This window comes from Microbacterium sp. Root166, from assembly GCF_001427145.1.
Classification (GTDB): Bacteria; Actinomycetota; Actinomycetes; order Actinomycetales; family Microbacteriaceae; genus Microbacterium.
The window spans coordinates 1,084,731-1,111,403 of the sequence record NZ_LMGL01000001.1; the positions used below are offsets into that span (position 1 = coordinate 1,084,731).

Here is a 26,673-nt window from a genome sequence, read left to right on the forward strand (position 1 = left end):
GGCCGTCCGTGCGTCAAAGTGGGTGCATGACCATCCACGTCAACGCGGACAACTTCACGCGGGCCGAGACGGACCGCATGTTCGCCGACATCCAGCGCGACGCAGGTGCCGTGAACACCTTCCGCCACAACCGCGAACCGGCCTCGATCGACGCACAGACCGTCATCCGCCTCAATCGCGACACGCTCTACAGCTTCGCGATCGTCGACCTCTCCGACGGCGCGCGACTGACGGTGCCCGACGCGGGCGAGCGCTATCTCTCGGTCATGATCGTCGACCACGACCACTACGTGCGCGCCGTGCTGCACGGCGCGGGCGAGTACGACCTGGCCGAGCACGCTCCGGACGCCGACTACGTCCTCGTCGCCGCCCGCACCCTCGTCGACCCGGACGACCCCGCCGACCTCACCGAGGTGGCCGCGGTGCAGGACGGCCTGCTGCTGGAGGTCGGCTCGTCCGTTCCGTTCGAGAGCCCCGAGTACGACCGGGCGTCCCTCGACGCCACGCGCACCGCGCTGCTCTCGCTGGCCTCGGGCCTGCGATCCTTCGAGCGCACCTTCGGCTCGCGCGACGCGGTCGATCCCGTGCGCCACCTGATCGGCACCGCGGCGGGCTGGGGTGGACTGCCCGTGGAGGAGGCCTCCTACGTCGGGGTCGCGCCGCAGCTGCCGGTGGGCTTCTACGACCTCGCGATGCACGACGTCCCGGTCGACGCGTTCTGGTCGGTCTCGGTCTACAACGCCACCGGCTACTTCGAGCCCAACGACGAGGGCCGCTACACGATCAACAGCGTCACCGGCGTGAAGGCCGAAGACGGCTCGATCACGGTGCACTTCACACCTCCGGGGTTCGCCACGGAGCCCAACAGCATCCCGGTCCCCGAGGGCTGGAACTACCTCATCCGCCTGTACCGGCCGCGGCCGGAGATCGCCGACGGGTCATGGCAGGCGCCCGACCTGGTACGGCGCCGTGATCGTGACGCCGAGCTGCCTCGCCCCGCCGAGCCGGTGGCGGTTCCGGATGCCGCGACCGGCGAGCAGGCCGACACGACGGATGCCGCGGCCGACGTCGCCGCCTCGACCGAGGCGGACGCGACGGATGCCGCGACCGACGTCGCGGTCGATGACGCAGACGCGTGGGCCCCGGCTGGGACGGACGACGAGGTCGAGCCGTCCGCGGACGCCGAGACGCCTGAGACGGGCCCAGAGGAGCCGTACTCGGAGCACTGATCCTGGCCTGCGTCCGGCGCTCCCTTGATTCTGTGTCCCCCGTATCCCTGGCGTTCCGCCACGCCCGCTGGTTAGGCTGACGAAGCCGCGAACCACCATCGGACCCGGTGAGTGGGGCGTGGGCACGCGACCACGACGGGGGTTCTGGTGCAGTTCACGGCACGTCTGAGAATGGCGGCGTTGACCGTCGTCGCAGTCCTCACAGCCTCTCTGGCGATTTCGCCGGCCGCTCTCGCAGCACCCGTGATCGCCGACCCCGCCCCCACCGATGTGACGGCGGTCGCCTCGCTCGCTAAAGAGGCGAGCGTCGCCCAGGTTGCACCAGGTGACACGTTCACCTACACCCTGACCGTCGGCTGCTCGTCGATCACCGACCTCGGATGCCGTGACGCCGTGCTCACCGATGTCGTGCCGGCGCCGTTCGTGGTCGTCGGCGCCGTGGTCGGGGCGGGCGTGAACACCGCCTTGGAGCCGGTGATCTCGGGCAACACGGTCACCGTGACATGGGTGACGGACCTCGATGGCGACGGCGGCGACGCGGTCGGCATCCTGGATGCCACGACCGGTGTGGTCGAGATCACCGCGCGCCTCCCCGAGGACGCGTCCTACGACACCAATGGGGTCGAGGTCTTCAACGAGGCGTACATCGAAGGTTCCAACTTCGTCGACGTGCGGGCCTCCGCCGGCGTCACCCCGATCATCACCCTCGACCTGGCCACCACCCCCACGAAGACGTTCACCCCCACGTCGGCGATCGCGACTCCGGGAACCGCGGTCACTGCGACGCTCGGCGGGAGCAACGACTCGAACGCCACGGTCGACACGCTGGTGATCCAGGATCCGGCCGACGAGACCGCCTCGCCGAACCCGTTCGACTACCTCGGATTCACCGGCTTCGGGACGGTCACCGCCCCTGCGGGCACGACGGGGACGACCTACGAGGTCTACGTCCCGCCGACATGGGTGGAGGCGCCCGGAGGAGTGCTGCCCGGCGGCGTAGCGGCGGAGGACGTGCGGGGCACCCGCGTCACCTTCACGGGCGAGATCCTGGCCGGCGCGACCGCGTCGGTCGAGATCGACCTCGCGACGACCGACCTCGCCGCGGCGCAGCCAGACGGCACGGTCGTCGAGAACACGGTGTCTTCGCAGGTCGCGCTCGCCGGTCAGTCGGCGACGGGGGAGACGAGCGCGGACTTCACGATCCTCGCGAACGACGTGCAGGTCGGCGCGACGAAGTCGTTCGACCCGGGCCTCGTGATCGCGGGCGAGCCGAGCACGGTCACGATCGGCGCCTCGAACGAGTCGACCATCCCGCTCGAGCAGGTCACGATCCGCGAGCCGGCGACCGGCGAATTCCCCGCGGAGTACACGTTCGCCGGCATCACCGACCCCATCGAGTACCCGGCCGGAGCGACCTCGGGCACGGTCATTTACCACCTCGTGGGCGGCGGCGAGCAGATCTCGCCGTTCGCGGACGGCGCGGTCCCGGCCCCCGCCGAAGGCGACCCGGCGCTCGTCGGGTGGTTCGAGGTCGTCTTCGAAGGCGCCATCCTGCCCGGCGGCGAGACGTCCGTCGTGTTCGACGTCGAGACCGACCCTGAGCTCGCGGGTCTTCCGCTGGCCGTCACCAACGTGGTCGGCGTCGAGGGCGAGAACCAGGGCGTGACGGGTGGTGCGGAGGAATCCGCCGACCTCTACATCTACGACGAGGTCGTCCAGCCGTACATCGGCAAGCAGGTGCGGCCGTCGCAGATCCTCGCGGTCCCCGGTCAGGTCGTCACGGTCTCGTTAGAGGGCGGGCTCACCGACCGCCCCAGCCCGCCCGAGACCCCCGACGGCTCCACCGGCAACGCCGACGTGATCGTCATCCAGGACCCGCAGTCGCCGATCGAGGGCGATCTGTGGTGGAACGCCTTCGACATCACCGCGATCGCGCAGACCCCGGTTCCGGCGCAGTCGTCGCTGACGATCGAGTACTACGACACGACCGACGGCCTATGGAAGGTGCTCACCGCCGACATCGAGGGCCCGCAGATCTACTCGGCCGCCGTTCCCGCCGACATCTCGGCGGTGGCCGGGGGCATCCGGTTCACCTACACCTACACCGGCGATGACGGACTCGGCTTCCCGCCGGGCACCGACCTCGCCCCGAACTTCACGAGCGAGCTGCGCGAGGCGGGCCGGTACACCGGGACGCCGCCGTTCTCGGAGGACGAGCCGACGTTCGTGCCCGACTGCGCCGAGTCGTCGGCCGGAGCGACCACACCGGGAGTGCCGACGGGCTCGGCCACGATGCCGACCGAAGAGTGCCCGGAGGTCGAGCTCATCCCCGTCGATCCCGGCACCGAGGATCTGATCGACAAGACGTTCGGAACGTCGAGCTCCGGCGGCCTGAAGTCCGTCATCGCGCGTTCGGGTGACACCATTCCGTCGACGCTGTCGTGGTCGACCGGCGGGTACTCCGGCCTCGAGACCGTGCAGATCACGGACGTCGCCGACCCGAACGCCGTCTCGCCTCCCTTCAGCATGTACGACGCCTTCAACCTCACCCGCGTGCAGGCGATCACCTCGGCCACCGATCCGCTGATCGTGTACGACCAGGTGACCGATGTGCAGCTGTGGAACGGCACCGCGTGGGTCGGCGCGGCCAACGACCCCTGCCCCGCGGGCTGCATCGGCCAGTTCCCCGGCATGAGCCTCACCTCGGGGGAGCAGGCGAGCACGACCGGCGTCCGGCTGATCTTCGCCGAGAGCCCGGACCGCGCCGCCGCATCGGCCGGCAGCCCCGACGCACCGCCGGTCGGCTCGGGGGTGGCCCGCTCCTTCGGCAACACGCGCCCGATCACCCTGGTCTGGCAGATTCGCGACGCACGCCGGTCGAACGGCGTGCCCGTCCTCGGTGATGTGCTCTACAACATGGACGAGCCCGGCGTCGTGCGCAACACCGCTCGCGCCGAGGGCTTCCCGTCCGACGGCGGCGACTCCATCGGCTCGGATGCCTCGGACGACGTGGTGATCGTCGACGTGCCCATCACGACCACCACCGACAAGAACTGGCAGGGCGGGCCGCTTGCGGTGCCGACCGACACGAGCATCCCGATCGGGCAGTACCCGCTGAGCCGTCTCACGGTGACGACGCGCAACACAACGCCGGCGCGGGTGGATCAGCTGCAGATCACGGACCCGGCTCCGGGGTCTGTGACCGACCGGCGCCAGGATCCGTTCCAGGCGTTCACGTTCAACAACTTCGCGGCGATCACGGTGCCGGCGGGTACGAGCTCGGCGGTCGTCCGGCTCTTCTGCCCGTCGCCGGCCGCGCCGGTGGATTACACCGTCGCCCAGGCGCTCGCCCTCGTGCCCGCCGCGCTGCCGTGCGACGTGACCGGCATCCAGGTGACGTTCGACGGCCGCATCGCCGCGAACGGCGCGGGTGTCGTCGCGTTCGACGTGCGCCTGCGGCCCTTCTGGCGCGGCACGACCGAGCGCGTCTCGGTCGCGGATTCGCCGATCTCGAACACCGCTCAAGGGGTCGTCGCCGACATCGAGCCGATCGGTGCGTGCCCGCCACCGGCCGACTCGCGCTACGCGTGCGACCAGGAGACGGCCTTCATCCAGCTGGAGGAGCCCACCTTCTCGGTCACCGCCGGAAAGTCGTTCTCGCCGGCGTCGCAGAAGGACGGCGACACCGGTCAGATCACGATGACGTTGACGGGCCAGCCGGGCGGATCGGCCCGGGCCCGGTTCCTGACCATCACCGACGACGATCCGACGTTCTGGAACGCGATGGACTTCGCCGGGATGTCTCCCACCTGGACGCTGCCCGTCCCCGTCGGTCAGGTGCGAGCCTGCTACCTCTCGGGCGGTGACTTCAGCGCGGCGAACGTCGTGGCCGACACCGTCGGCGGAACCTGGACGTGCCAGCCCATCACGCCGGGCTCCATGACGACGGCGACCGCCACGGCCTTCCTCGACGCGGCGCCGGACGATCTCCACGGCGTGCGGTTCACGTTCGCCCAGGCGAACGACCTCGGGTGGCAGAACCCGTCCAATCCGGTCGTGAACGTGCCCGTGCTGCTGGAGCGCCGAGCCGATCTCCGCACGGGCGGACCCGTGCCCACGACCCGCGCCGATCAGGTGCCGTCGCCCGGCGAGGAGGACGCGGGCATCTTCTGGAACACGGTCGAGGTGGACGGCGAGTCCGCCAACGTCGGAGCCGGGCCGCTGACCGACAGCGACACCGCCGACGCGGAGTACCGCTACCTCCACCTCGAGGCGGCTATCGCGGTGACGAAGTCGCCGACCGGCGACATCCGCCCCGGCGCCGTCGTGCCGTTCACGCTGACCTTCACGAATACCGGCGAGGCGCCGCTGCACGACCCCCTGTTCGAGGATCGGCTGCCGACGGACGAGAACGGCGTCATGCTCGTGCTCGACCCCGACCGCGATCCCACCGTGTCGCCGTATGCGTTCGCGCTCACCGGCACGGCACCCGTTCCGCCGCACGGCACAGCGCTTCCGACCGATCCCGACCTGGTCGACGTCGACGTCCTGGACGACACGATCTTCTTCCGGATGCCGGCGGGCAGCGTCCTCGAACCGGGTCAGACCTACACGATCACGATCCAGTTCATGCTGCGGCCCGGGCTTCCGGCGGGGACGCAGGTGCAGAACTGGGCGGTGGTCAGCGTCGACGAGCCCCTCGACGACTGCGTGCCCACGCTCGGCCCCGATGGCGAGTGCATAGACGACGCGATCGTCTCGCCGCTCGCGGTGCCGGCGCTCAGCACGATCAAGTACGTCCAGTCGGATGCCGATCACGGCCAGCCCGGCATCCCGGAGGTGTTCTCGACGATCGAGGGCTACGAGTGCGAGGGCACCGCGGTCGCCGGCCGGTTCTACCGTTCTCCCTGCATCCCCGTCACGCTCCCCGGCGGAACCGAGACGTGGCGCTTCCGGGTCGTGAACGCCGGCACGCTGCCCCTCGATCAGGTCGTGTCGATCGACAACCTTCCGACTCCGGGCGACCAAGGCCTCATCGTGCAGCTGCCGCGTGAGAGCGAGTGGCAGCCGACCTTCGTCGGCGACGTCGCGCTGGTGCCGACGGCCACGACGCCCGCCGGTGCGCTGCTGACCACCTTCTACTCGACGTCCTCCGTCCCCTGCGTCGCCGACCTCAATCCCCTCGGCACGCAGTGCGCGGCGGGCCAGTGGCTTCCGCTCGACGACTCCGTCGATCCGGCTGTGGTCCGCAGTCTGAAGTTCGTGGTCGAGTTCTCGGACGCTGATCTGCTGCACCCCGCCGAGACGCTCGACATCCAGTTCCGGACGCGCACGACACCCAGCATTCGGGCCGAGTCGGACTTCCCCATCGCCTACAACACCGTGGCGACCGGCGGATCCGCGGTGGGCAACACGCCGACCGTCGTGCCGGCCACCGAAGGGCGACGGGTCGGCGTCAGCTACCCGACCGGTCCGATCGAGCTGCAGAAGATCGTCTCCGGCCCGGCGGCCGAGTTCGCCCCCGACGAGTTCCCGGTGCAGCTGGTGTGCGCGAGCGCCGGGCTCGAGGTGCTGGACCTGCCCGAGGTGGTGCTGGTTCCCGGTGCGGAGCCGGTCGAGGTCGATCGTCTGCCCTGGGGCGCCGAGTGCACCGCGACCGAGGGTCAGTACGGCCAGACCTCGACGATCGTCGGCACCGCGACGGTCGGCGGCCCGGAAGACGAGATCGGCCTGATCACCGTCGAGAACGTCTTCGACGTGTCCGCCCTCTACCTGCGCAAGGTCGTGGATGCCGCGGGCCGGAATGCGCTCGGCGACCCCGTCGAGTACGGCCCGTTCACGTTCAGTGTCGCCTGCACCTTCGAGGGCGTCGAGGTCTGGGCGACCGGGTACGACGCGGACGACCCCATGACGGAGTCGCTGACCACCGACGAGACCTGGGCGCTCGGGGGCATCCCGGTCGGCGCTGACTGCGTGATCACCGAGGACGACACGGTGGGCGCGACCGCCACCTCGTTCGTGGTGAGCATCGACGGCGAGGTGCTGCGATCGGTTCCGGGGTCGGAGGTCGCGGTCACGATCGTCGACGGGACGAGCGTCGATGTCGAGGCGGTCAACGAGTTCGCCGCCGGATCCCTGATCCTCGAGAAGGTGCGCGACGGAGACGCGTGGGAGGAGTACGGCCAGGGGCCGTTCCGGATGGCCGTCGACTGCACGCTGGACACGGGCGCGGGTCCGGCGCGCGTGTGGACCGGCTTCGTGGTCCTCGACGAGGCGAACGACTACGAGTCCGAGATCGCGGACATCGCCACCGGCGCGACGTGCACCGTGGCGGAGGTCACCAGCGGCGGTGCGACGGGGGTCGCGATCGAGCCCGGCTCGGTCACCATCGGCGATGGCGAGCCCGTCACGGTCACGGTGACCAACACGTTCGACGCCGGCTCGATCACGGTGACCAAGGAGATCGCCGGCGACGGCGGCGAGCTGTGGGGCGCCGGTCCGTTCGAGGTATCGCTCGCGTGCACCACGCCGCTCGGGCGGCCGGTGGACCTGCCGTTCGACCCGGTCCGAGAGCTCACGGCTCCCGACTACACGACCACGTACGAGCCGCTGCTCATCGGGCTGGACTGCACCGTCACCGAGACCGACACCGGCGGTGCCACGTCGACGACGGTCACCGACGCGCAGGGGGAGCCGATCGACGTGATCGAGGTCACCGCCGCCGATACCGCCGTGACGGTGACCAACACGTTCGACGTCGGATCGCTCGTGGTGACCAAGACCGTGTCGGGCACGGATGCCGCCGCCCACCGGACCGACGAGTTCGCGGTGTCGGTGGCGTGCGTGTGGGACGGCGACGAGATCGAGGTTCCCGGCGGTGCCGTCCGCCCGCTCACGGCGGCCGCGCCCGCGCTCTACGAGGATCTGCCGGTCGGCGCCGAGTGCGCGGTCACCGAGACGGACGACGGCGGGGCGGATGCGGTGACGCTGACTCCCGCATCGCCCGACGATCCGACGACCGCGATCGTGACGATCGGGGCGGATGCCGCGGCATCCGTCACCGTCGACAACCGGTTCGACCTGCCGCTGCCGGCGACCGGCTCCGACTCGACCCGCCTCGCGGCTGCCGGCGGCATCGCGTTCCTGACGATCGCGGCCGGGGTGCTGGTGGTCGCCGGGTCCCGTCGCCGCCGCGAGGTCTGAGCGACGACAAAGGGGCGTGCCCGCAGCCGCGGGCCCGCCCCTTCGTCGATGGACTCAGTCGAGCTGCGCTTCGCGCGCCTCTCGCCACTCGTCCTCGAGGTGGTCGCCCGTCTCGTGATCCAGCTCGCGCTCCTGGCCGATCCGGCGTCCCCACCAGACGACGAGGGCGGCGACGCCGAGGAACACCGCGGCGATCACGACCACCCAGAACCCGACGGCGGCCCAGCCGCCCGCACCGTTGGGATTGAGGAACGGGTAGGGGTACCAGAACGGGTCGCCGCTGACCGGGTTCGTGATCATGGGGCCGCGGAGCAGGGTGTAGGCCGTCCAGGCGAGGGGGAAGGCGATGATCGCCCATACGGCGCGCCACCGCAGCGCACGGCGCTGCGGTCCGACGAACAGGTCGGCGAGCAGGAAGAGCGGCCCGATGAGGTGCAGGACCTCGTTCGACCACGGGATGGGCGCGCTGCCCTGCGGCAGCTCGATGTTGCGCAGCAGCGCGTTGTAGACGATGCCGGTGACGATCATGTAGCTCGTGACCGAGGCGAGCGCGAGCGCGAGCGCGGGTGGCTCGACCGCTGCGTGCCGGCCCCTCGCGAAGAACCACACCGCCGCCCAGATGAGCACCACCGCCGCGGCGGCGTTCGAGAGGATCGTGAAGAAGCTGAAGAAGTTGGCGACCGTGGTCGCGACATCCCGCTCCAGTTCGATCGCCGTGCCGACCGACTTCGACAGCTGCGCGATGATCGCCGCGGCGATGAGCGCCGCCATCGCCAGGCGCATGACAGACCAGGTTCGAGCCCATGCCGTGGTTCGCATGAGGTCACGATAGCGGCGAGAGGCGGTGCGGCGTCGATAGGATGGGGTGTAACCGTCAGATAACGGGGGAGTAGCCCATGCCAGGCATCGTGATCGTCGGAGTCCAGTGGGGAGACGAGGGCAAGGGCAAGGCCACCGATCTGCTCGGTGAGCGCACCGACTGGGTGGTGAAGTTCAACGGCGGCAACAACGCCGGCCATACCGTCGTCATCGGAGACGAGAAGTACGCGCTGCACCTGCTGCCCTCGGGCATCCTGTCGCCCGGCGTCAACGCCGTCATCGGCAACGGCGTGGTGATCGACCTCGAGGTCCTCTTCGCCGAGCTCGAGGCGCTCAACGCCCGCGGCGTCGACACTTCGCGGCTGCGTGTGAGCGCGAATGCGCACATCATCACGCAGTACCACCGCACGCTCGATAAGGTCACAGAGCGCTTCCTCGGCAAGCGTCAGATCGGCACCACCGGTCGCGGCATCGGTCCGGCATACGCCGACAAGATCAACCGCGTCGGCCTGCGGGTGCAGGACCTCTTCGACGAGAACATCCTGCGTCAGAAGGTCGAGGGCTCGCTCGACCAGAAGAACCACCTCCTGGTGAAGGTCTTCAACCGCCGCGCGATCACGTGCGACGAGATCGTCGAGGACCTCCTGTCGTACGCCGAGCGCGTGCGGCCGATGGTCGCCGACACGGGCCTGCTGCTCGGCAACGCCCTGGACGCCGGCGACGTCGTCGTCTTCGAGGGCGGCCAGGCGACCATGCTCGACGTCGACCACGGCACCTACCCGTTCGTCACCTCGTCGTCCGCGACGGCCGGAGGTGCGTCCACCGGATCGGGCGTCGGCCCGAACCGCCTCGACCGCATCGTCGGCATCGTGAAGGCGTACACGACCCGCGTCGGCTCCGGCCCGTTCCCGACCGAGCTCTTCGACGAGAACGGCGACTTCCTGCGCTCGCGCGGCTTCGAGTTCGGCACCACGACGGGCCGCCCGCGCCGCGTCGGCTGGTACGACGCCCCGATCACGCGCTACGCCACGCGCATCAACGGCATCACCGACCTCGTCCTCACCAAGCTCGACATCCTGACCGGGCTCGAGCAGATCCCCGTGTGCGTCGCGTACGACGTCGACGGCGAGCGGTTCGACGAGGTGCCGGTGAACCAGTCCGACTTCCACCACGCGAAGCCGATCCTGGAGTACTTCCCCGGCTGGAAGCACGACATCTCCGGTGCGCGCACCTTCGAGGACCTGCCGATCGAGGCGCAGGAGTACGTCCTGGCGCTCGAGGCGATGAGCGGCACGCGCATCTCCGTGATCGGCGTCGGGGCCTCGCGTGACGCCGTCATCGTGCGTCACGACCTCGTCGACTGACGTGCGACTTCTGCTGGGCGGGTACACCGCCGACATGGAGGGGTCAGCGACCGGGATCGGGATGCTGCTGGCCGGCGCCGCCGAAGACGGATCGGCCGGCGGTGCCCTGACCTTCACCGGCGACGTCGCGGCCGCCGCGTCGCCGTCGTGGCTGGCTCCGCATCCGACGCTGGACGTGGTGTACGCGGCGCTGGAGAAGCAGGGCGCAGTGCAGGCGTTCCGCCGCACCGGTGAGGCGACCTTCGCTCCTCTCGGCCGTGCCGTGCCCGCGGGCGAGGCCGCCTGCCACATCGCCGTCGCTCCCGACGGCCTCTCGCTGCTGGTGGCGTGCTGGGGCGACGGCCGCGTGGTGCGGATGTCGCTCGACGACGCCGGCGCGCCGTCCGGTCCGGTGGTCCTCGTCGCCGCGTCCGACCCCCTCGACGAGGCCGCGCAGCCGCGCGGCGGCGACGTCGACCTGGCCGCGGCGACGCGGGCGCTCCGCGAGGCGGCCGGGCCCGAGTACGCCCACCTCGTTCCGGATCACGATCGCCCTGCCGAGGAGGCCACGGGCGCGGCATCCGATCGTCCGTCACGTGCGCACCAGAGCGTCTTCCTGCCAGGGGGCGCCGTGGCGACCACCGACCTCGGGCTGGACCTCGTGCGCTTCTGGCGGACGACGGCGTCGGGGCTGCGACCCGGACAGCAGCTCGTGCTTCCGACCGGCAGCGGTCCCCGCCACATGGTGTGGCATCCGAGCGGCCATCTGTACGTCGTGACGGAGCTGTCCCGTGAGGTGTTCGCGCTCGCCGCGGGCGCCGACGGGCAGTGGCGCGTCGCGGGAGGCGTGTCGCTCGGCGCCGGAGCCACCCTCGCCGGCGACACGGCCGCCGAGCTCGCCGCGTCGCGCGACGGCGGCTTCCTCTATGCCGGCGTCCGCGGCAGCGACACGATCGCCACACTCAAGGTGCGAGGCGCCGGCGAGACCCTCGAGCCCGTCGCCCTCGTCGAGGCCGGGGTGCACTGGCCCCGTCACCATGCCGTCGTGCGCGACACGCTGCTCGTGGCGGGTGAGCGGTCGAACGAGGTGGTCTCGCTCAGCCTCGACCTGCGCACCGGGGTGCCCGGTCGTGTGCGCCATCGCACCGCCGCGCCGTCGCCGACCTGCCTGCTCCCGGTCGCCGCGGCCTGAACGTCTCGGGCGCCGGCGGGCACGTTGGGTAGCCTGGAGCGGACGAAGGATGCGAATGAGCTCGAGCGGGTCGGTGAGTCCGGATGCCCGGAACCGCCTCTTCGCGTTCAGCGGGTCCGTGTGGATCGGCGGGCTGGTGGTGATCGCGCTGATCGGCTGGGCCACGTTCGCCGACCTTCCGGATTCGGTCACCGCTCAGGGCGACTACACCTACGCGCCGTGGGAGAACCCCGATCCGACCGCCGCCGAGGCTGAGGGCGACGGGATCTACAGCGGCCGCGACGGCGATGTGATCCGGCTGGACGACCTCGATCCGTCGCAGCCTCTGCTGGTGACCGAGCTCGACGACACGTACGTCGGAGGCGTCACAGTGACGGGGCCGGGCGGAGAAGCGCTCGTCGAGGGCGAGTACGGCGATCCGCCGACCTTCGAGTCATACGCCTACGGGCTCGACGGGCAGTACGTCATCGTGACGTCGTCCTCGGCAGAGCTGTGGATCGATGGGTTCAGCGACGAGGCGTGGCGGCTGAAGATCTCGACTCCGGAGGTGCCGGACGAGTCGGGCACCGTGAGCGGCATCGGCCCGATGGTCTTCGCGTACTCGGGTGCGGCCACGACGGCGCGGGTGAGCACCCGCGGCGAGGGCTCGGTCGGCATCGAGACCGCGACGGCGCAGGGCGTGACCGAGATCCTCTACGAGGCCGACCCGGTCGATCGCTCGATCGCCTGGGAGGACGGCGATCTCGTCCTCTTCGTCGTCGACGCCTATGCCGACGCCGGATGGACGATCGCGTTCGACGACGATGCGCCGGCCCCCGCTCCCACGGCGACCCCGTCTCCGACGGGCGGTGACGGATGAGCGACGCCGCCCCGCAGCGCATCCGGCGCTTCTCGATCGGCGTCTGGATCGTCGGCACGATCGCGGTCGCCATCACCTCGTTCGTCGTGCTGCCGACGATCGTCGCCGATCCGGTGACCGGCGAGGTGCTCGTCATCGGCGACGACGAGGACGGCTACCGCGACTACCCCTGGTTCGACCCCGATCCGGACGAGTACGAGATCGTCGACGGCGTCATCCACGGCACCGCGCAGGGCGGATTCCTTCGGCTGGATGCCGGGGCCGAGCTGATGATGCTCACCACCGATGATGACGCCCAGGACGGCATCCTGCTCTATCAGCAGCTCGACACCGAGCTGGATCCCGAGGCGGAGGGCTGGGACCCCGGAGGGTTCGTCGGCTCGCTCTACCCCGACAGCCAGTCGCTGATCATGCCGGGCGCGGAGGACGGACTGCTGTGGTTCGGCCGCTCGGCGGGCGAGTGGACGGTGACGGTCACGACGCCCGAGACCACCACGATGGGCGAGTCGGCATCCGGAGACGAGAACGCCGTGCTCCTCTACGAGGGCGACGCCCTGAGCGGGCGATTCCAGCACACCGGCGACGGTCTGTTCATCGTCGAGGCCGTCACGGTCGGCGGCTGGCAGCTGCTCGTGAACGAGTTCGACGAGGTCGACGTGCGAACCTCGTGGGAGCCCACCGACCGCGTCGCGCTGTTCGTCTCGGCGGACACCGGCGAGGGCAGCTGGACCATCACCCTCGACACCCCGGCGAGCGACCTCACGCCGACCCCGACTCCCACCCCCTGAACGCACCAAGCAAGGAGACGATGTGACCTTCGCCGACACACTGGACGAGGCGTTCAAGGCGCGCCTGCCGCTGCTGTACATCGAGACGGGCGAAGAGGTTCGCGCGATCGCCGCGGTCACCGACTCTGCGCAGGCCCAGCGCAACCCGCGGGGCGTGTGGACCTGGACCTCAGCCCTCGGGCTGATCGGGCCCGACGGCAAGGCGATCGCGAACACGGCCCACCCGACCCGTGCGCTGCAGCACGTGGCGGGCGTGCACGATCCCTCCGCGTTCGTCTTCTGCGACCTGCACGCCTACTTCGGCTCGGAGCACCGGGCCGGCGATCCGGCCATCGTGCGCACCGTGCGCGAGACGGCCCTCGAGTTCCGCCACGGCGATGTCTCGCGCACGCTCGTCATCACCGCGCCGGTGCGGGTGATCCCGCCGGAGCTCGACGAGGTCACCCACCTGCTCGACTTCCCGCTGCCGACGGCGGAGGAGATCCGCGATCTGCTCGAGACGATGATCGACAACAACGCCAGCGGAGGCGGCCGCATCACCATCGATGCGGACGACACGGCTCAGGAGCAGCTCGTGCATGCGGCCCTCGGTCTCTCGATGGCCGAGGCCGAGAACGCCTTCGCCCGCGCCATGGTCAACGACGGCACACTGACCGCTGCCGACATCGCGGTCGTGCTCGACGAGAAGCGGCAGGTGGTGCGCAAGTCGGGCGTGCTGGAATTCGTGAAGGGCGACACCGACCTCGACGACGTCGGCGGGCTCAACAACCTCAAGCGCTGGCTCTCGCGCCGCGACGGCTCGTGGCTCGGCGGGGCGCGTTCGTACGGCCTGCCCGCGCCCAAGGGCGTGCTCATCACGGGCGTGCCCGGCTGCGGCAAGTCATTGACGGCCAAGGCGACCGCCGCCTCGTGGGGACTGCCGCTGCTGCGTCTGGACATCGGCCGCATCTTCTCGGGCCTCGTCGGCTCGAGCGAGCAGAACCTCCGCACCGCGATCGCCACCGCCGAGGCCGTAGCCCCGTGCGTCCTGTGGGTCGACGAGATCGAGAAGGGCTTCTCGAACACGACCGGCCAGGGCGACTCCGGCACGACCGCGCGCGTCTTCGGCACGTTCCTGACCTGGATGCAGGAGAAGTCGCGTCCGGTGTTCGTCGTCGCCACGGCCAACAACATCGACGCGCTGCCGCCCGAGTTCCTGCGCAAGGGCCGCTTCGACGAGATCTTCTTCGTGGATCTGCCGACCTCGCACGAGCGTGAGGTGATCTGGAAGCTGCAGATGTCGTCCCGCGCCACGGAGGCGAACGGGCTGGACGCGGTCGTGCGGGACGCGAGCGCCGTCGCCGCACTGGTCGCCGCGAGCGAGAACCACTCCGGCGCCGAGATCGAGCAGGCGGTGATCTCGGCCCTCTACGAGGGCTACAGCGCGGGTGGCGCCGTCACGCGCGCGACCGTCGAGCAGGTGGTCGAGACGATGATCCCGCTGGCGGTGACCCAGGCCGAGGAGGTCCAGCGGATCCGCAGCTGGGCCGCCGAGCGGGCCGTGCGGGCGACGGGTGCGGAAGACCTGGATGCCGCGGAGGTCACCGGAACCGAGCCCGAGGGCGTGCTGTCGTCGCGCCGCGGCGGGCGCACGGTGGACTATTGAGGACCGTGGACCAGTGACGGGGCGCCGAAGCGCGACGAGGAGGACGACATGGTGAAGCAGCTCGTGGTGAAGCTCCGCCCCGACGGCACGGTCGATGCGGAGACGTTCGGCATGCACGGGCCGGAGTGCCTGGACTACATCGAGACGCTCGAGGCGCTGCTCGACGCCGAGACGACGTCGTCGACCTTCACGCCGGACTACACCGCCGTCTCGACGGTCGCCGAGGTGGAAGCCGAGCAGGAGAACAGGAACCTCTGATGCGCGTCGTCGCCGAGTCGCCCGGACGAGGGGGATCGACCTCTCTCCTCGGCACCGCTGCGCCGCCGGAGGTCCCGGAGGGCGAGGTGCGCTGGTCGCGCTTCTTGGCGGCCACCGAAGCGGAAGGGCCCGGCGTGCGCGCTGCGCTCTGGCTGCAGGGCTGCGCGGTGCACTGCCCCGGATGCTTCAACCCGCAGCTGTGGGCCCCCCGAGGCGGCGCGCTCACCCCGACCGCGGAGACCGCGCGCGCGTGGGTCGACCAGGCGCGTTCCGCGGGCGCTGCCGGCGTCACGCTGCTCGGCGGCGAGCCGTTCGATCAGGCCGGCGCATCGGCGGTGGTGGCCGAGGCCTTCCGTGACGGTGGGCTGACGGTGATGACGTTCAGCGGCTACCCGCTCGAGCGGCTCACCGCCTGGTCGGCCGAGCGCGCCGATGTCGCACGTCTTCTCGCGGCGACCGATCTGCTGTGCGACGGCCCGTATCTGCAGGAAATGCCCGATCCGCACCGGCCGTGGATCGGATCGCGGAACCAGGGGATCCGGGCCCTGACCGACGCGCATGCGGATGAGGTGCGCGCCATCGCCGTCCACGGCCGGCTCGACACCCTCGAGATCCGGATCGCACGCGACGGCACCGTGGGTGTGAACGGCTGGGCGACGGATGCCGCGCTCGCCGCGCTCCTGGACGACCTCGGTGCACGGGCCGACCGGCCCGGAGACATGCGTGACCAGCAATGGAAGGCGGAGGCCGTTCGATGAGCGTTTCCCTGATCCTCATTCCCGCGGCGATCGCCGCCGTCACCGCGATCAGCGCCACCGGCGTCGGCGGCATCCTGTCGCTCGGCGGCCGGTCGGAGGCGAAGGAGTCGTCCGACGTCGGCGACGCGGCACGCCCGGTCGCGGTGCAGACGCGCATGAAGGATCCCGAGCTGCTGGGCGACGCCCTGCGTGACATCGGCGCCCTGAACGTCTCGGTCACGGGCGACGGGATCTCCGCCGAACTGGACGAGCTCACGATCACGATGACCCGCACGCCCGAGGGCATCTGGGCCGCTCACCTCGAGCGGCTGGACGGACACGAGCTGGCGGCATCCGACGCGACCGCACTGGTCCAGCGGCTCGATGCCGCCTATGCGCTGCGCGTGCAGCAGGCCGTCGCCGAGCGGATCCGCAGCCGCGCCGACACCGCCGGCTTCGAGCTCGTGTCCGAGACCCGCGACGAGGACGACACCCTGACCATGGTGCTGAACGTGAAGGACTACGCGTGACCGATGCGCGGGTGACGGCCGCTACGCCGAGCTTCCCCTGGCTGATCGGCATGAGCTCGTGGATGCTGCTCACCGCGGTGCCGGGGCCGATGCTGGCCTGGCTCGGCTTCGGCATCGTCGGCCTGGTCTCGCGCCGGCCCCGCTTGATGATCCTGGCCGTTGCGGCAGGTGCCGTGGCGATCCTCGTGAACATGCCGATCTGGGGGCAGTGGCAGGCGGTGGTCGCGGCGGTCGCCTACCTCGCCGGCATGGTCGTCGCCCTCATGGTCAACCCCTCGTGGCTGCGCATCATGTGGGAGCGGCGCATGAGCTCGCCGAACCGCGCTCCGCTGGTGCGACGACAGGCTGCGGCATCCGGATCCGCGTCGACGCGCAGCAGCGCGAGCGGCACGAAGACGTCGCGCCGCCGGCGCAGGCCCGCGGCCGAGCCCAAGCCGAAGGCGGAAGTGAAGGCCGAGCCGAAGCAGGCGCCGGCGGTCGAGGCGGAGGCGCTCGCGCGCACCGCGGGGGCATCGTCGGACGACCTCCTGGCCACGACCGATGGCCCGGCCGAGCCCGTGGACGTCAACACCGCGACCGTCGACGAGCTCGCGACTCTGCCGGGCGTCACCCGGTCGCGCGCCCGGCGCGCGCACAAGGAGCGCGAGCGCCAGGGCGGATTCACCTCGGTCGAGGACTTCGGCGAGAGCATCGGCCTTCAGCCGCACGAGATCGTCCGCCTGCGCCGACTCGCCAGCTGTTCGCCTCGTCCGCGGGGTGAGCGCCGCTTCGGACGTCGCGTCGACTACTGACGACGAAGCGCCCGATCCGAGGAGGACCGGGCGCTTCGAAACGGATCAGATCTTGGCGTCCTGCTTCTTGAAGAAGACCTGTTTGATGATCAGCAGGATCGATGCCGTCACCGGGATCGCGACCAGCGCGCCGATGAACCCGAGCAGGGTGCCGCCGATCAGAGCCCCGATCACCACGAGCGAGCCGGGGATCTCGATGGCCCGGTTCATGACCTTCGGGGTGAGGACGTAGGCCTCGATCTGGATGTAGATCAGGTAGCAGATCGCGAAGATCAGCGCCGAAAGCGGGCTGGTGAAGAGAGCGATCACGGTCGCGACGATCCAGTACAGCACGGGTCCGATGAGCGGGATGATCGTGATCGAGAACGCGAGAACACCCATGAGCAGCGGGTACGGCAGCTGGAGGACCGCGTGGAGGATCGTGGCCACCACGGAGTTGAAGAACGCCAGGATGACCATTCCCATCAGGTAGCCGCCGACCGAGTCGGTGATCTGGTCGGTCATGGCCCGCACGGTCACGCGCTTGCGTGCCGGCGCGAACTGCATCAGCGAGTCCTTGATGCCGGGGAGCGACGCGACGAAGTACAGGGTCAGGACGACGACGATCAGGCCGCCGGACACCGCCGCCGCGATGCCGCCCGCGACCTTCAGCAGGCCACCTGAGATCGCGGCGATGTTCGCCGGGTCGAAGATGAACTTCTCGACCTCGTCGAGCAGCGTGGTGAGCCCGGTGCCGAAGATGCCCTCGAGGAATGCGTAGAAGTCGGTCTTCTCGAAGTTCGAGATCATGTCGGGGAGTCCGGTGAAGAACTGCTGGATCTGGTCGATGAGCGTCGGCACGACCAGGAACATGAGTCCGACGCCGATGATGGTGCCGGTCAGGAAGATGATGGCGATGGCCCACCCGCGCTTGACGCCGTGCTTGCCGAGCCACTTGATGACCGGGTCGAGGCCGAGGGCTGCGAACATCGCGAGGCCGATGTAGACCAGGATCGTCGCGATGTTGCTGAGCGCGAGTCCTAGCAGAATGGCGACCAGGCCGCCGAGTGTCAGCAGCAGCCCGACGGAGAACGGGTTGTCGAGCCGCGCCCACAGCGGGCGGCCCTGCCGGTTGTCCGCCAGGGGCGAGGAGCCGGCGTGGTCGGCGACGACGCCGTCGGCCGAGACGGCCAGGTCGGTTCCGGCGGTAGGGCTCACGGCGATGGGGTCCGCGGCTTCGGCGGCGCTCGCGCCGAGGGGTGACGAGGCGTCGTTCATGGTCACACTCTAGGGGCGAGGGCTTCGCGGCCATGTTCCCATGTCGCGATTTCACCCGCGACGGGCGAGGAGTCACGCGCCGCCGTGCCTTCGAGGCCTCCGGTATCGTCGGAGATCGAGGAGGCCCCCATGACCGAGGACCCGATGACCACGCTCCGACGACTGCGCAGCAGCATCGACAACATCGATGCCTCGCTGGTCTACCTCCTCGCCGAGCGGTTCAAGGCGACCAAGCAGGTGGGGTACCTCAAGGCCGAGCACGGCATGCCCGCGTCCGATCCCGCTCGCGAAGAGCAGCAGGTGGCCCGGCTGCGACGCCTCGCCGAAGAGGCGGACCTCGACCCCGCGTTCGCCGAGAAGTGGTTCAACTTCGTCGTCGCCGAGGTCATCCACCATCACACCGAGGCAGCCGACTCCCGCTGACCAGGCCGGATCAGCCGAAGCGGCCCGAGACGACGAGCTCGCTCCCGGCGGTGTCCACCGCCAGCCCGACCAGGCGCACGCCCGCGGGCATCGACTCGTTGAGATCGAACGAGCGGCCCTCGTACGCGCGGATCTTCGAGCGCACCGCGAGCAGAGCCAGGCCGAGGACCGGGTTCGCACTGCGCACGGAGAGCCGGGTGACCGTCGCGGACATCGTCATCGGATCGATCCGGACCTCGGCGCGTGCCCGGGCCTTCGCAGACAGGATGCCCTTCCGAAGCCGCGCCTGCACCCAACCCGAGAGCTCGGTCCCGCGACGGGCGCGCAGATCGAAGTCGAAGGAGCTCAGGCCGAAGCGCGCTGCCGCCAGCTCGGCCGTGAGCGCCGCGCGAAGCCCGGCGCGCGCCTCCTCGACAGGCACGCAGAGCCGGAAGTGCGCACGCAGATCACCGGCCCGGGCCTCGTCGAGGCGGATCCACAGCTCACCCTCGGCATCGGTGACCCACTCCACCGGAAGGTCCGATGCGTCCAGCAGGAGGTCGAGCGGAACGCCCGCCACGTCCATCGGCGACGCGAGGACGCGAGCGCTCGCGATCAGCGCCGGCTGCACGTGCCCGATCTCGGCGGACCGGGGCTCGGCGACGTCTGCGTCCTCGCCCTGTCCGCCGACCGGCACGGCGTAGCCCGTCAGGTCGAGCTCGATCGAGGCGAGGTCGGGCCGCGCGCTGAATGCCGCAGTCCATCCGGGGATCGAGTCCCATCCTGCGGCGGGCTCGGGCCACTCCGCGGCGATCGCCGTTCGGAGCCGCGACGCGAGCTCGGCGTCTGTGGCCGGAAGCGGCCCGTGCCCGAGAGGGATGGCGTCGGACTCGTCGACGAGGGTGCTGCGCGAGGAATTCATCGGCGCCACCCTACCCGCGCGTCGACGCGACGGACGAGGATGCCCTGCCCCGGACCGCGCGGGGCGGCCGGGACGGGGCATCCGCTCGAGGGCTGCCTAGGGGACCGCGCGGCGGAGCGTGAAGAACGCGATCACCGCGAGCACGAGCCCGAGGGCGACGCCCCACAGCGACAGCCCGAACGCGCCCTGCGTGGCGAACCAGGTGAACACCTCGACCCATGCGTTCGCCTGGCCGACCACCCAGAGGCCTGCGACCAGCAGCGCGCCGATGCCGACCAGCACCACCGTCAGCCACAGCGATCCGAACCGCTTGAAGATCGTCGCAGCCCAGAACCCCACGATGAAGAACAGCATCGCGACGGTGAAGTAGAAGAGCGCGGCAGCCGCCGGACCGCCTTCCCAGATCCAGGGCAGGAAGAAGAAGTAGCCGTCCATTCCCCAGCCGCCCGTGGCCTTCTCGAGCAGACCCCCGACGACGAACACGGCCGAGAGGATGAGGCTGGTCAGCACTGCGGTGAGCAGCGTGCCGAGGTAGAACTCGCGGCGCGTGACGCTCATCGCCTGTGAGAAGGGGAACGTCAGCGTGAGGGCCTGGATCCCGACGACGGCGAAGTACCAGAGCGGAGCCTGTGCCCCACCGCCGTACTTGGGCCCCACGACCCCGGCGCTCTCCAGCGTCGCGTAGATCGCGAGCGTGATGAGCAGCGACCCGGCGAGCACCAGGAGGGGCACCCAGACGTAGGTCTGGCGATTGATCAGCTGCATGCGGACGACGCTGACGGTGCGGCTCATCGCAGGGCTCCTTCGTCGATGATGGTCTGTTCGGGGGATCCGCTCGCGTGCTGCGTGGTGCGCACGATGAGCTGCTGGAGCGAGACGGGGGCGACGTCGAGGCCCGCGGCGTCGAGCCGCTGCAGGTCGGCCGCGGTGAGTCCTCCGACCACGGTGACGGATGCGACGCGGCCGAGGCTCTCCCGGTGGATCACCTCGCGCCCCGCGACGAACGCGTCGACAGCGGCTGCCTCGCCGACGATGTTGGCCGCGCGGTCGCGGACCGCGTCGGTCTCCTCGTCCATGATGATGCGGCCCCGGTCGATCACCAGGACCCGCTCGATGAGGTTCGAGACCTCGTCGATCAGGTGGCTGGAGAGGATGATCGTGCGCGGGTGCTCCGTGTAGTCCTCGAGCAGACGGTCGTAGAAGACCTGACGTGCGACGGCGTCCAGACCCAGATAGGGCTCGTCGAAGAACGTGATCTCGGCACGGGAGGCGATGCCGATGATCACGCCGACGGCCGAGAGCTGTCCGCGCGAGAGCTTTTTGATGCGCCGCTTCATCGGCAGCTGGAAGTCCTCGATGAGCCGATCGGCGAGCGACTGGTCCCAGTTCGGGAAGAACAGGCTCGCGGTCTTGAAGGCATGCTTGGGCAGCGCGTCCTCCGGGTACTTCTGGCTCTCGCGCACGAAGCACATGCGACCGAGCACCGCGGCGTTCTCGTAGGGATCTTCGCCGAAGACCCTGATGTCACCGCTGGTCGCGAAGTTCTGGGCGGTGAGGATCGACATGACCGTCGTCTTGCCGGCGCCGTTGCGTCCGAGCAGGCCGTAGATCGTGTCCTTCTCGATGGTGAGGCTCACGTCGTCCACCGCGAGCGTCTCGCGGTAGCGCTTGGTGAGCCCGTTCACCTCGATCACGTGCGTCATCGTGCGTCTCCTTCGTGACTGGTCGCGACGGGCGCGGGGGCGCGGTCGCGGATGAGCAGGGTCAGGTCGTCCGCGTCGAGGCCGAGCTTGTGCGCCTCGGCGATGAGCGGCCCCAGGTAGCGATCGGCGAAGGCCGCTCGACGCTCGCCGAGCAGCCGATCGCGGGCGTTCGGCGCGACGAACATGCCGATGCCGCGCTTCTTGTAGATCACGCCTTTGTCGACCAGCACCGCGACGCCCTTGGCCGCGGTCGCGGGGTTGATCCGGTAGAAGGCTGCGAGCTCGTTCGTCGACGGCGCCCGGTCCTCTTCGGCCAGCGAGCCGTCGATGATCGAGTCCTCGACGCTCTCCGCGATCTGCAGGAAGAGCGCCTTGCCTTCTTCGATCACGCCGGCCTCCGGTTGTCTGGTTACTTACTCGACTAAGTAACCACAGAACCGAGCGCACTGTCAACCGCGCCCCTGAAGCGGGCGGGCGGGGCGGCGGATCAGGGGTGCGACTTGGGGTGGATGACGCGCCCCGGCGCCGTGTCGCCCGAACCGCGCGAGGGCACGGGCCACTGCGCAGGCAGAGGTGTTGGTCCGGTCTGCGGAGAGGGGCGGGATGCCGCGGCCCCGGCGTCCGGCGCGGGGGGCGGCGTGGTCGATGCACGCGGGGGTGCGGCATCTGCTGCCGGCGATGACGTGTTCGCGGGGCCGAGCTCGAGCGAGACCTTGGACTCGAGCACCTCGATCGCGCCGTCGGAGAGCGAGATGAGGCCGTCGAGCTCCTGTCGCACCCGGCGGTACGCGAGCTGGCGCTCGGCGGGGGTGGCGGCCTGGTCGATCGCGACGGTGAGCAGCTGCTTGGCGGTGTCGAGCCGTTTGCGCTCGACCTCGGTGAAGCTGGAGTCCTTGATGCGCCGCGCGTCGCGCTCCGCGACGTCGAACGCCACCTCGAAGTCCGCGACGGCGCTGCGGTACTCGGCGAGCTGCTCCTTCGTCAGACGCGCTTTGGGCGACGCGGGACGAAGGCCGTCCGCGATGCGCTTCGCGCGCAGGAACGCGGCGGTGAGCGGCTGGCGCCCGTCGCTCATCGCCGGGAAGGCGATCGTCTTGGCGACGTCGAGCTCGTACTCCAGCCACCGGGCGGTGACGGCGTCGTGGGTCGCGAACAGGCGCTCGAGCTGCGTCGCCTGCGTCTCGCGGGTCGGCGCTGCGCCGCCGATCGTGGTCGCCGTCGCGCCGGTGACGGCGGGGAGGGATGCCGCGGCCACCTGTCCGCGGGCGGCGGCCTTCAGCTCAGCCTTCGCGTGGAGCACCTCGAGGCGGCGCTTGTGGCGGCGCCGGGCGCTGCGCTCCCAGGCGCCACCGACCGCGCTCATCACCCCGAAGAGCGGGAAGACGAGCCACCAGTAATTGCCCAGGAACTGGAAAACGGGCTCCACCCTGTCATGCTAACGGGCGGACGGACGGCTGCGTCGGGCTCAGGGCACCCTGCCAGTGAGCGCTCCCACGCTCAGGAGTCGCGGGGGCGCCGTCACTCGGTCAACGCGGCGCGGAGTCCGGGGGGCGAGGCGAGAAGAGGTGAGGGCGCACCAGCGAGGAACGCAGGCCGTCCAGCATCGGGATCGCGGCATCGATCGCGTCGGCGACCGACCCGAGCACGCCGGCGACGCCGCTCTGCGGGTTGCGCTGCGCCCCGGGCACTCCCGCCTGCCGCTCCGCCTCCGCCAGCGTCGACTCCATCTCTGCGACAGCGACGCGGTATCGGACGAACTCCTCGGGCGTCACCCGCCGGCCGGGCGTCGGTCGCAGAAACTGCGCCCGGCGCTGCGCCTCGAGGAAGGCCAGCGCGGCCGGATGCCTCGAGTCGGTGACCAGCGGGTACGCCAGCGCCTTGTCGACATCGGTCTCGTAGGTGAGCCAGCGCGCGTTGACCGTGTCCTGCGCGGCGTACAGCCGCTCGATCGGCAGAGCTTCGGTCGTGGAGCTCGCACGGTACTGCACGTACGAGGCCTTCACGCGGGCACGGCTGGCGCGCAGCGCGAACGACGCGGCGCGTTCGGCGTCGCGGGCCGACTGCAGTGCGCGCTTCGCCCGGAGAGAAGCCGCCGAGCCGGACCGCGCGCGTTCGGAGAGGACGTCCGCCTGGGCGGCGCGCAGCTGGGCCTTCGCGGCCGCCAGCGCGCGGTAGGCCTGGGTCTCCTCGTGCCGGGACGCGTCGAGCTCCAGCCGTCGCGCGCGGCGACGGCCGGTCGTCAGGCCCATGTAGGAGGCGGCTCCGGCGCTTGCGACGGCCGGAGCGACCCACCACCAGCCCTGCACGAGCAGGATGAGAGGCTCCACCCTGTCATGGTAGCCGTGGCGCGGCCTGCCGGCACGGGGTCGCGGCGAACGCTCAGCCGAAGAGCAGCGCGAACACCGTCGCGCCGCCGCCGACCAGGATCAGGGCGACGATCGTCACCCAGGCGATGACCTTGGTGCGCGCCTGACGCGTGTCGTTGAATCCGCTGTACTCGTCCTCGTCGGCAGCCATGGCTCAATCCTAGGCCGGTGTCGTTCAGGCGACCGGCTCGGCGACCGTGGCACCGAAGGCGGCGGGCAGGGTGGCGGTGGACAGTGCGCTCAGCTCGGCCAGCGGCAGCGTGAAGAGCCCCTGGATCTCGAGCGCAGGGCCCTCGCCGTCGCCCGAGGCGTCGGTCACGCCGATGCGCAGCACCGGGTAGCCGCGACCCTCGCAGAGTCCGCGGAACTTCACATCGTCCTCGCGCGGCACCGACACGATCACGCGACCCGTGGACTCCGAGAACAGGGCGGTGGCGGCATCCACTCCATCGCGGTCGATGATCTCGTCGAGCCACACCCGCGCGCCGACGCCGAAGCGCATGGACGCCTCCGCGAGGGACTGCGCCAGGCCGCCCGACGAGAGGTCGTGCGCCGACGAGATGAGGGACTGCTGGCTGCCCGCGTGCAGCAGCTCGGCGAGCTTGCGCTCCTGGCCGAGGTCCACCGCCGGCGGGCGTCCGCCGAGGTGCCCGTGGATCGTGCCGGCCCACTGTGAGCCGGAGAGCTCGGTGGAGGTCACGCCGAGCAGGTAGATGTTCTCGCCGGCGTCCTGCCATCCCGACGGGATGCGGCGGGCGACGTCGTCGATGATGCCGAGGACGCCCACGACCGGGGTCGGGAAGATCGGCTGGTCGCCGGTCTGGTTGTAGAACGAGACGTTGCCGCCGGTGACGGGGACGCCGAGTTCCAGGCATCCGTCCGACAGGCCGTCCACGGCCTGGGAGAACTGCCACATGACCTCGGGGTTCTCGGGCGAGCCGAAGTTCAGGCAGTCGGTCACCGCGGTGGGGACCGCGCCGGTGACGGCGACGTTGCGGTACGCCTCGGCCAGGGCGAGCTTGGCGCCCTCGTAGGGGTCGAGCTGGCAGAAGCGGCTGTTGCAGTCGGTCGCGATCGCGAAGCCGAGCCCGGAGTGCTCGTCGACGCGGATCATGCCGGCGTCGTCGGGGAACGACAGCGCGGTGTTGCCCATGACGTAGTAGTCGTACTGGTTGGTCACCCACGACGGGTCGGCGAGGTTCGGGCTCGCGACCAGCCGGGTGAACTGCTCGCGGAGCACCGCCGGGTCCACGTCGCGCGGCAGGGCCGAGGCCGAGCCCTCGCGCAGCGCGTCGATCCACGTCGGGTAGGCGACGGGACGCTCGTACACTGGGCCGTCGACGGCGACCGTGGACGGGTCGACGTTGACGATCTCCTCGCCGTGCCAGAAGATCTGCAGGCGTCCGTCGCCGGTCACCTCGCCGAGCACGCTGGTCTCGACATCCCACTTGCGCACGACCGCGAGGAACGCGTCGAGCTTCTCGGGCGCGACGATCGCCATCATGCGCTCCTGGCTCTCGCTCATGAGGATCTCCTCGGGCGTGAGCGTGGGGTCGCGCAGCAGGACGTTCTCGAGGTCGACGCGCATGCCCGAGCCGCCGTTGGCGGCGAGTTCGCTGGTCGCGCACGAGATGCCGGCGGCGCCGAGGTCCTGGATCGCCTCGACGAGCTCGTCCTTGTAGAGCTCGAGGCAGCACTCGATGAGCACCTTCTCGGCGAACGGGTCGCCGACCTGCACCGCGGGCCGCTTGGTCGGGCCGCCGTCGGCGAACGTGTCGGACGCGAGGATGGACGCCCCGCCGATGCCGTCGCCGCCGGTGCGGGCGCCGAACAGCACGACCTTGTTGCCGGCTCCCGTGGCGTTGGCCAGCTTGAGGTCCTCGTGGCGCAGGACGCCGACCGCGAGGGCGTTGACGAGCGGGTTGCCCTGGTAGACCGAGTCGAAGACCGTCTCGCCGCCGATGTTGGGCAGGCCGAGGCAGTTGCCGTAGAACGAGATGCCGCTGACGACGCCGTGGACCACGCGCGCGGTGTCGGGGTGGTCGATGTCGCCGAAGCGCAGCTGGTCCATGATCGCGACCGGGCGTGCGCCCATCGAGATGATGTCGCGGACGATGCCGCCCACGCCGGTCGCGGCGCCCTGGAACGGCTCGATGTAGCTGGGGTGGTTGTGCGATTCGACCTTGAAGGTGACCGCCCAGCCCTCGCCGATGTCGACGACGCCGGCGTTCTGGCCCATGCCCACCATCAGGCGGGTCTTCATCTCGTCGGAGACCTTCTCGCCGAATTTGCGGAGATAGATCTTCGAGGACTTGTAGGAGCAGTGCTCGCTCCACATGACCGAGTACATCGCCAGCTCGCCCGAGGTGGGGCGGCGGCCGAGGATCTCGCGGATCTTCGCGTACTCGTCGGCCTTGAGACCGAGGGCCGCGTACGGCTGCTCCTTCTCGGGCGTGGCGGCGGCGTTGTCGACCGTATCGGCCTGGGCAGTCTGAGAGGGGGTGGTCACGCGGCTGAACTCCAGAGAATGAGGGATGCCGGACGGGGTCAATCCTACCGGCGACGGAGGTGTTGACATCGCGGGGTGACGGGTGCGGCTGCGTCTGACGCTGCCCGGTGAGAATTCATC

Annotated in this window: 22 protein-coding genes; 12 read left to right on the forward strand and 10 right to left on the reverse strand. The window is 70.4% G+C overall.

The window, feature by feature from the left end:
* Nucleotides 1–26 precede the first annotated feature (26 nt).
* Nucleotides 27–1,229, forward strand: a complete 1,203-nt coding sequence (locus ASD56_RS04960) for a DUF1254 domain-containing protein (RefSeq protein ID WP_082541253.1) — start codon at nucleotides 27–29, stop codon at nucleotides 1,227–1,229.
* Between the two features lie 180 nt (nucleotides 1,230–1,409).
* Entirely contained in the window at nucleotides 1,410–8,432 is a 7,023-nt protein-coding gene (locus ASD56_RS04965; RefSeq protein WP_055961923.1) for a DUF5979 domain-containing protein, read from the forward strand.
* 54 nt (nucleotides 8,433–8,486) lie between these two features.
* On the opposite strand, the gene ASD56_RS04970 is transcribed toward ASD56_RS04965, so the two are convergent.
* A complete protein-coding gene (locus ASD56_RS04970; RefSeq protein ID WP_235565526.1) occupies nucleotides 8,487–9,251 on the reverse strand; it encodes a Pr6Pr family membrane protein in 765 nt (254 codons plus the stop codon).
* A 77-nt stretch (nucleotides 9,252–9,328) separates the two neighbouring features.
* Between ASD56_RS04970 and ASD56_RS04975 the strand changes: the two genes are divergently transcribed.
* Genes ASD56_RS04975 through ASD56_RS16560 form a run of 9 tightly spaced genes read left to right on the forward strand, consistent with a single transcriptional unit; the run spans nucleotide 9,329 to nucleotide 17,394 of the window.
* Nucleotides 9,329–10,615 carry an adenylosuccinate synthase gene (locus ASD56_RS04975; protein WP_055961926.1) on the forward strand — a complete coding sequence of 429 codons (1,287 nt, stop codon included), beginning with the start codon at nucleotides 9,329–9,331 and terminating at the stop codon, nucleotides 10,613–10,615.
* A gap of 1 nt (nucleotide 10,616) precedes the next feature.
* Nucleotides 10,617–11,786, forward strand: a complete 1,170-nt coding sequence (locus tag ASD56_RS04980) for a lactonase family protein (protein ID WP_055961929.1) — start codon at nucleotides 10,617–10,619, stop codon at nucleotides 11,784–11,786.
* Between the two features lie 55 nt (nucleotides 11,787–11,841).
* A complete protein-coding gene (locus ASD56_RS04985) occupies nucleotides 11,842–12,645 on the forward strand; it encodes a hypothetical protein (protein ID WP_055961932.1) in 804 nt (267 codons plus the stop codon).
* Entirely contained in the window at nucleotides 12,642–13,433 is a 792-nt protein-coding gene (locus ASD56_RS04990; RefSeq protein ID WP_055961935.1) for a hypothetical protein, read from the forward strand. Before ASD56_RS04985 ends, ASD56_RS04990 begins: the two co-directional genes overlap by 4 nt.
* A 22-nt stretch (nucleotides 13,434–13,455) precedes the next feature.
* On the forward strand, nucleotides 13,456–15,078 hold the full coding sequence (locus ASD56_RS04995; RefSeq protein WP_055961937.1) for an AAA family ATPase: 1,623 nt from the start codon (nucleotides 13,456–13,458) through the stop codon (nucleotides 15,076–15,078).
* Nucleotides 15,079–15,126: 48 nt separating this feature from the next.
* Nucleotides 15,127–15,336, forward strand: a complete 210-nt coding sequence (locus ASD56_RS05000) for a DUF2997 domain-containing protein (protein WP_055961940.1) — start codon at nucleotides 15,127–15,129, stop codon at nucleotides 15,334–15,336.
* Nucleotides 15,336–16,094 carry a 4Fe-4S single cluster domain-containing protein gene (locus ASD56_RS05005; RefSeq protein ID WP_055961943.1) on the forward strand — a complete coding sequence of 253 codons (759 nt, stop codon included), beginning with the start codon at nucleotides 15,336–15,338 and terminating at the stop codon, nucleotides 16,092–16,094. Before ASD56_RS05000 ends, ASD56_RS05005 begins: the two co-directional genes overlap by 1 nt.
* Entirely contained in the window at nucleotides 16,091–16,603 is a 513-nt protein-coding gene (locus ASD56_RS05010) for a hypothetical protein (RefSeq protein ID WP_055961946.1), read from the forward strand. The genes ASD56_RS05005 and ASD56_RS05010 overlap by 4 nt, the downstream gene beginning before the upstream one ends.
* Nucleotides 16,600–17,394: a ComEA family DNA-binding protein gene (locus ASD56_RS16560; protein ID WP_268777898.1), complete on the forward strand. Its 795-nt coding sequence runs from the start codon at nucleotides 16,600–16,602 to the stop codon at nucleotides 17,392–17,394. Before ASD56_RS05010 ends, ASD56_RS16560 begins: the two co-directional genes overlap by 4 nt.
* 45 nt (nucleotides 17,395–17,439) lie before the next feature.
* Here the strand turns inward: ASD56_RS16560 and ASD56_RS05020 are convergent, their stop codons facing one another.
* The gene (locus ASD56_RS05020) at nucleotides 17,440–18,651 is read right to left on the reverse strand and encodes an AI-2E family transporter (RefSeq protein ID WP_055961948.1); all 1,212 of its coding nucleotides are present in this window, start codon (nucleotides 18,649–18,651) and stop codon (nucleotides 17,440–17,442) included.
* 129 nt (nucleotides 18,652–18,780) lie between these two features.
* On the opposite strand from ASD56_RS05020, the gene ASD56_RS05025 reads away from it, so the two are divergent.
* The gene (locus tag ASD56_RS05025) at nucleotides 18,781–19,074 is read left to right on the forward strand and encodes a chorismate mutase (protein WP_055961952.1); all 294 of its coding nucleotides are present in this window, start codon (nucleotides 18,781–18,783) and stop codon (nucleotides 19,072–19,074) included.
* Between the two features lie 10 nt (nucleotides 19,075–19,084).
* Here the strand turns inward: ASD56_RS05025 and ASD56_RS05030 are convergent, their stop codons facing one another.
* From ASD56_RS05030 to purL, 8 genes are all read right to left on the reverse strand, one after another.
* Nucleotides 19,085–19,975 carry a hypothetical protein gene (locus tag ASD56_RS05030; RefSeq protein ID WP_157535767.1) on the reverse strand — a complete coding sequence of 297 codons (891 nt, stop codon included), beginning with the start codon at nucleotides 19,973–19,975 and terminating at the stop codon, nucleotides 19,085–19,087.
* A 96-nt stretch (nucleotides 19,976–20,071) separates the two neighbouring features.
* The gene (locus ASD56_RS05035) at nucleotides 20,072–20,767 is read right to left on the reverse strand and encodes a hypothetical protein (RefSeq protein ID WP_055961958.1); all 696 of its coding nucleotides are present in this window, start codon (nucleotides 20,765–20,767) and stop codon (nucleotides 20,072–20,074) included.
* On the reverse strand, nucleotides 20,764–21,678 hold the full coding sequence (locus tag ASD56_RS05040) for an ABC transporter ATP-binding protein (protein WP_055961961.1): 915 nt from the start codon (nucleotides 21,676–21,678) through the stop codon (nucleotides 20,764–20,766). Before ASD56_RS05040 ends, ASD56_RS05035 begins: the two co-directional genes overlap by 4 nt.
* On the reverse strand, nucleotides 21,675–22,067 hold the full coding sequence (locus tag ASD56_RS05045) for a GntR family transcriptional regulator (protein WP_055961964.1): 393 nt from the start codon (nucleotides 22,065–22,067) through the stop codon (nucleotides 21,675–21,677). The genes ASD56_RS05040 and ASD56_RS05045 overlap by 4 nt, the downstream gene beginning before the upstream one ends.
* Before the next feature lie 98 nt (nucleotides 22,068–22,165).
* Nucleotides 22,166–23,104: a hypothetical protein gene (locus tag ASD56_RS05050; protein WP_055961967.1), complete on the reverse strand. Its 939-nt coding sequence runs from the start codon at nucleotides 23,102–23,104 to the stop codon at nucleotides 22,166–22,168.
* Between the two features lie 100 nt (nucleotides 23,105–23,204).
* Nucleotides 23,205–24,005 (reverse strand): hypothetical protein, encoded by an 801-nt coding sequence (locus ASD56_RS05055; protein ID WP_055961969.1) that lies wholly within the window; start codon nucleotides 24,003–24,005, stop codon nucleotides 23,205–23,207.
* Between the two features lie 52 nt (nucleotides 24,006–24,057).
* On the reverse strand, nucleotides 24,058–24,195 hold the full coding sequence (locus ASD56_RS16355) for a hypothetical protein (protein WP_200947458.1): 138 nt from the start codon (nucleotides 24,193–24,195) through the stop codon (nucleotides 24,058–24,060).
* A gap of 24 nt (nucleotides 24,196–24,219) precedes the next feature.
* Nucleotides 24,220–26,622 carry a phosphoribosylformylglycinamidine synthase subunit PurL gene (gene purL, locus ASD56_RS05060; RefSeq protein ID WP_442922384.1) on the reverse strand — a complete coding sequence of 801 codons (2,403 nt, stop codon included), beginning with the start codon at nucleotides 26,620–26,622 and terminating at the stop codon, nucleotides 24,220–24,222.
* Nucleotides 26,623–26,673 lie beyond the last annotated feature (51 nt).

What these genes read in the sequence shown, in the direction of transcription:
- ASD56_RS04960 (WP_082541253.1), top strand. Translation starts at nt 27, where the DNA reads ATGACCATCCACGTCAACGCGGACAACTTCACGCGGGCCGAGACGGAC.
- ASD56_RS04970 (WP_235565526.1), bottom strand. Translation starts at nt 9,251, where the DNA reads ATGCGAACCACGGCATGGGCTCGAACCTGGTCTGTCATGCGCCTGGCG.
- ASD56_RS04975 (WP_055961926.1), top strand. Translation starts at nt 9,329, where the DNA reads ATGCCAGGCATCGTGATCGTCGGAGTCCAGTGGGGAGACGAGGGCAAG.
- ASD56_RS04985 (WP_055961932.1), top strand. Translation starts at nt 11,842, where the DNA reads ATGAGCTCGAGCGGGTCGGTGAGTCCGGATGCCCGGAACCGCCTCTTC.
- ASD56_RS04990 (WP_055961935.1), top strand. Translation starts at nt 12,642, where the DNA reads ATGAGCGACGCCGCCCCGCAGCGCATCCGGCGCTTCTCGATCGGCGTC.
- ASD56_RS05000 (WP_055961940.1), top strand. Translation starts at nt 15,127, where the DNA reads ATGGTGAAGCAGCTCGTGGTGAAGCTCCGCCCCGACGGCACGGTCGAT.
- ASD56_RS05005 (WP_055961943.1), top strand. Translation starts at nt 15,336, where the DNA reads ATGCGCGTCGTCGCCGAGTCGCCCGGACGAGGGGGATCGACCTCTCTC.
- ASD56_RS05010 (WP_055961946.1), top strand. Translation starts at nt 16,091, where the DNA reads ATGAGCGTTTCCCTGATCCTCATTCCCGCGGCGATCGCCGCCGTCACC.
- ASD56_RS05020 (WP_055961948.1), bottom strand. Translation starts at nt 18,651, where the DNA reads ATGAACGACGCCTCGTCACCCCTCGGCGCGAGCGCCGCCGAAGCCGCG.
- ASD56_RS05025 (WP_055961952.1), top strand. Translation starts at nt 18,781, where the DNA reads ATGACCGAGGACCCGATGACCACGCTCCGACGACTGCGCAGCAGCATC.
- ASD56_RS05030 (WP_157535767.1), bottom strand. Translation starts at nt 19,975, where the DNA reads ATGAATTCCTCGCGCAGCACCCTCGTCGACGAGTCCGACGCCATCCCT.
- ASD56_RS05035 (WP_055961958.1), bottom strand. Translation starts at nt 20,767, where the DNA reads ATGAGCCGCACCGTCAGCGTCGTCCGCATGCAGCTGATCAATCGCCAG.
- ASD56_RS05040 (WP_055961961.1), bottom strand. Translation starts at nt 21,678, where the DNA reads ATGACGCACGTGATCGAGGTGAACGGGCTCACCAAGCGCTACCGCGAG.
- ASD56_RS16355 (WP_200947458.1), bottom strand. Translation starts at nt 24,195, where the DNA reads ATGGCTGCCGACGAGGACGAGTACAGCGGATTCAACGACACGCGTCAG.
- purL (WP_442922384.1), bottom strand. Translation starts at nt 26,622, where the DNA reads ATGTCAACACCTCCGTCGCCGGTAGGATTGACCCCGTCCGGCATCCCT.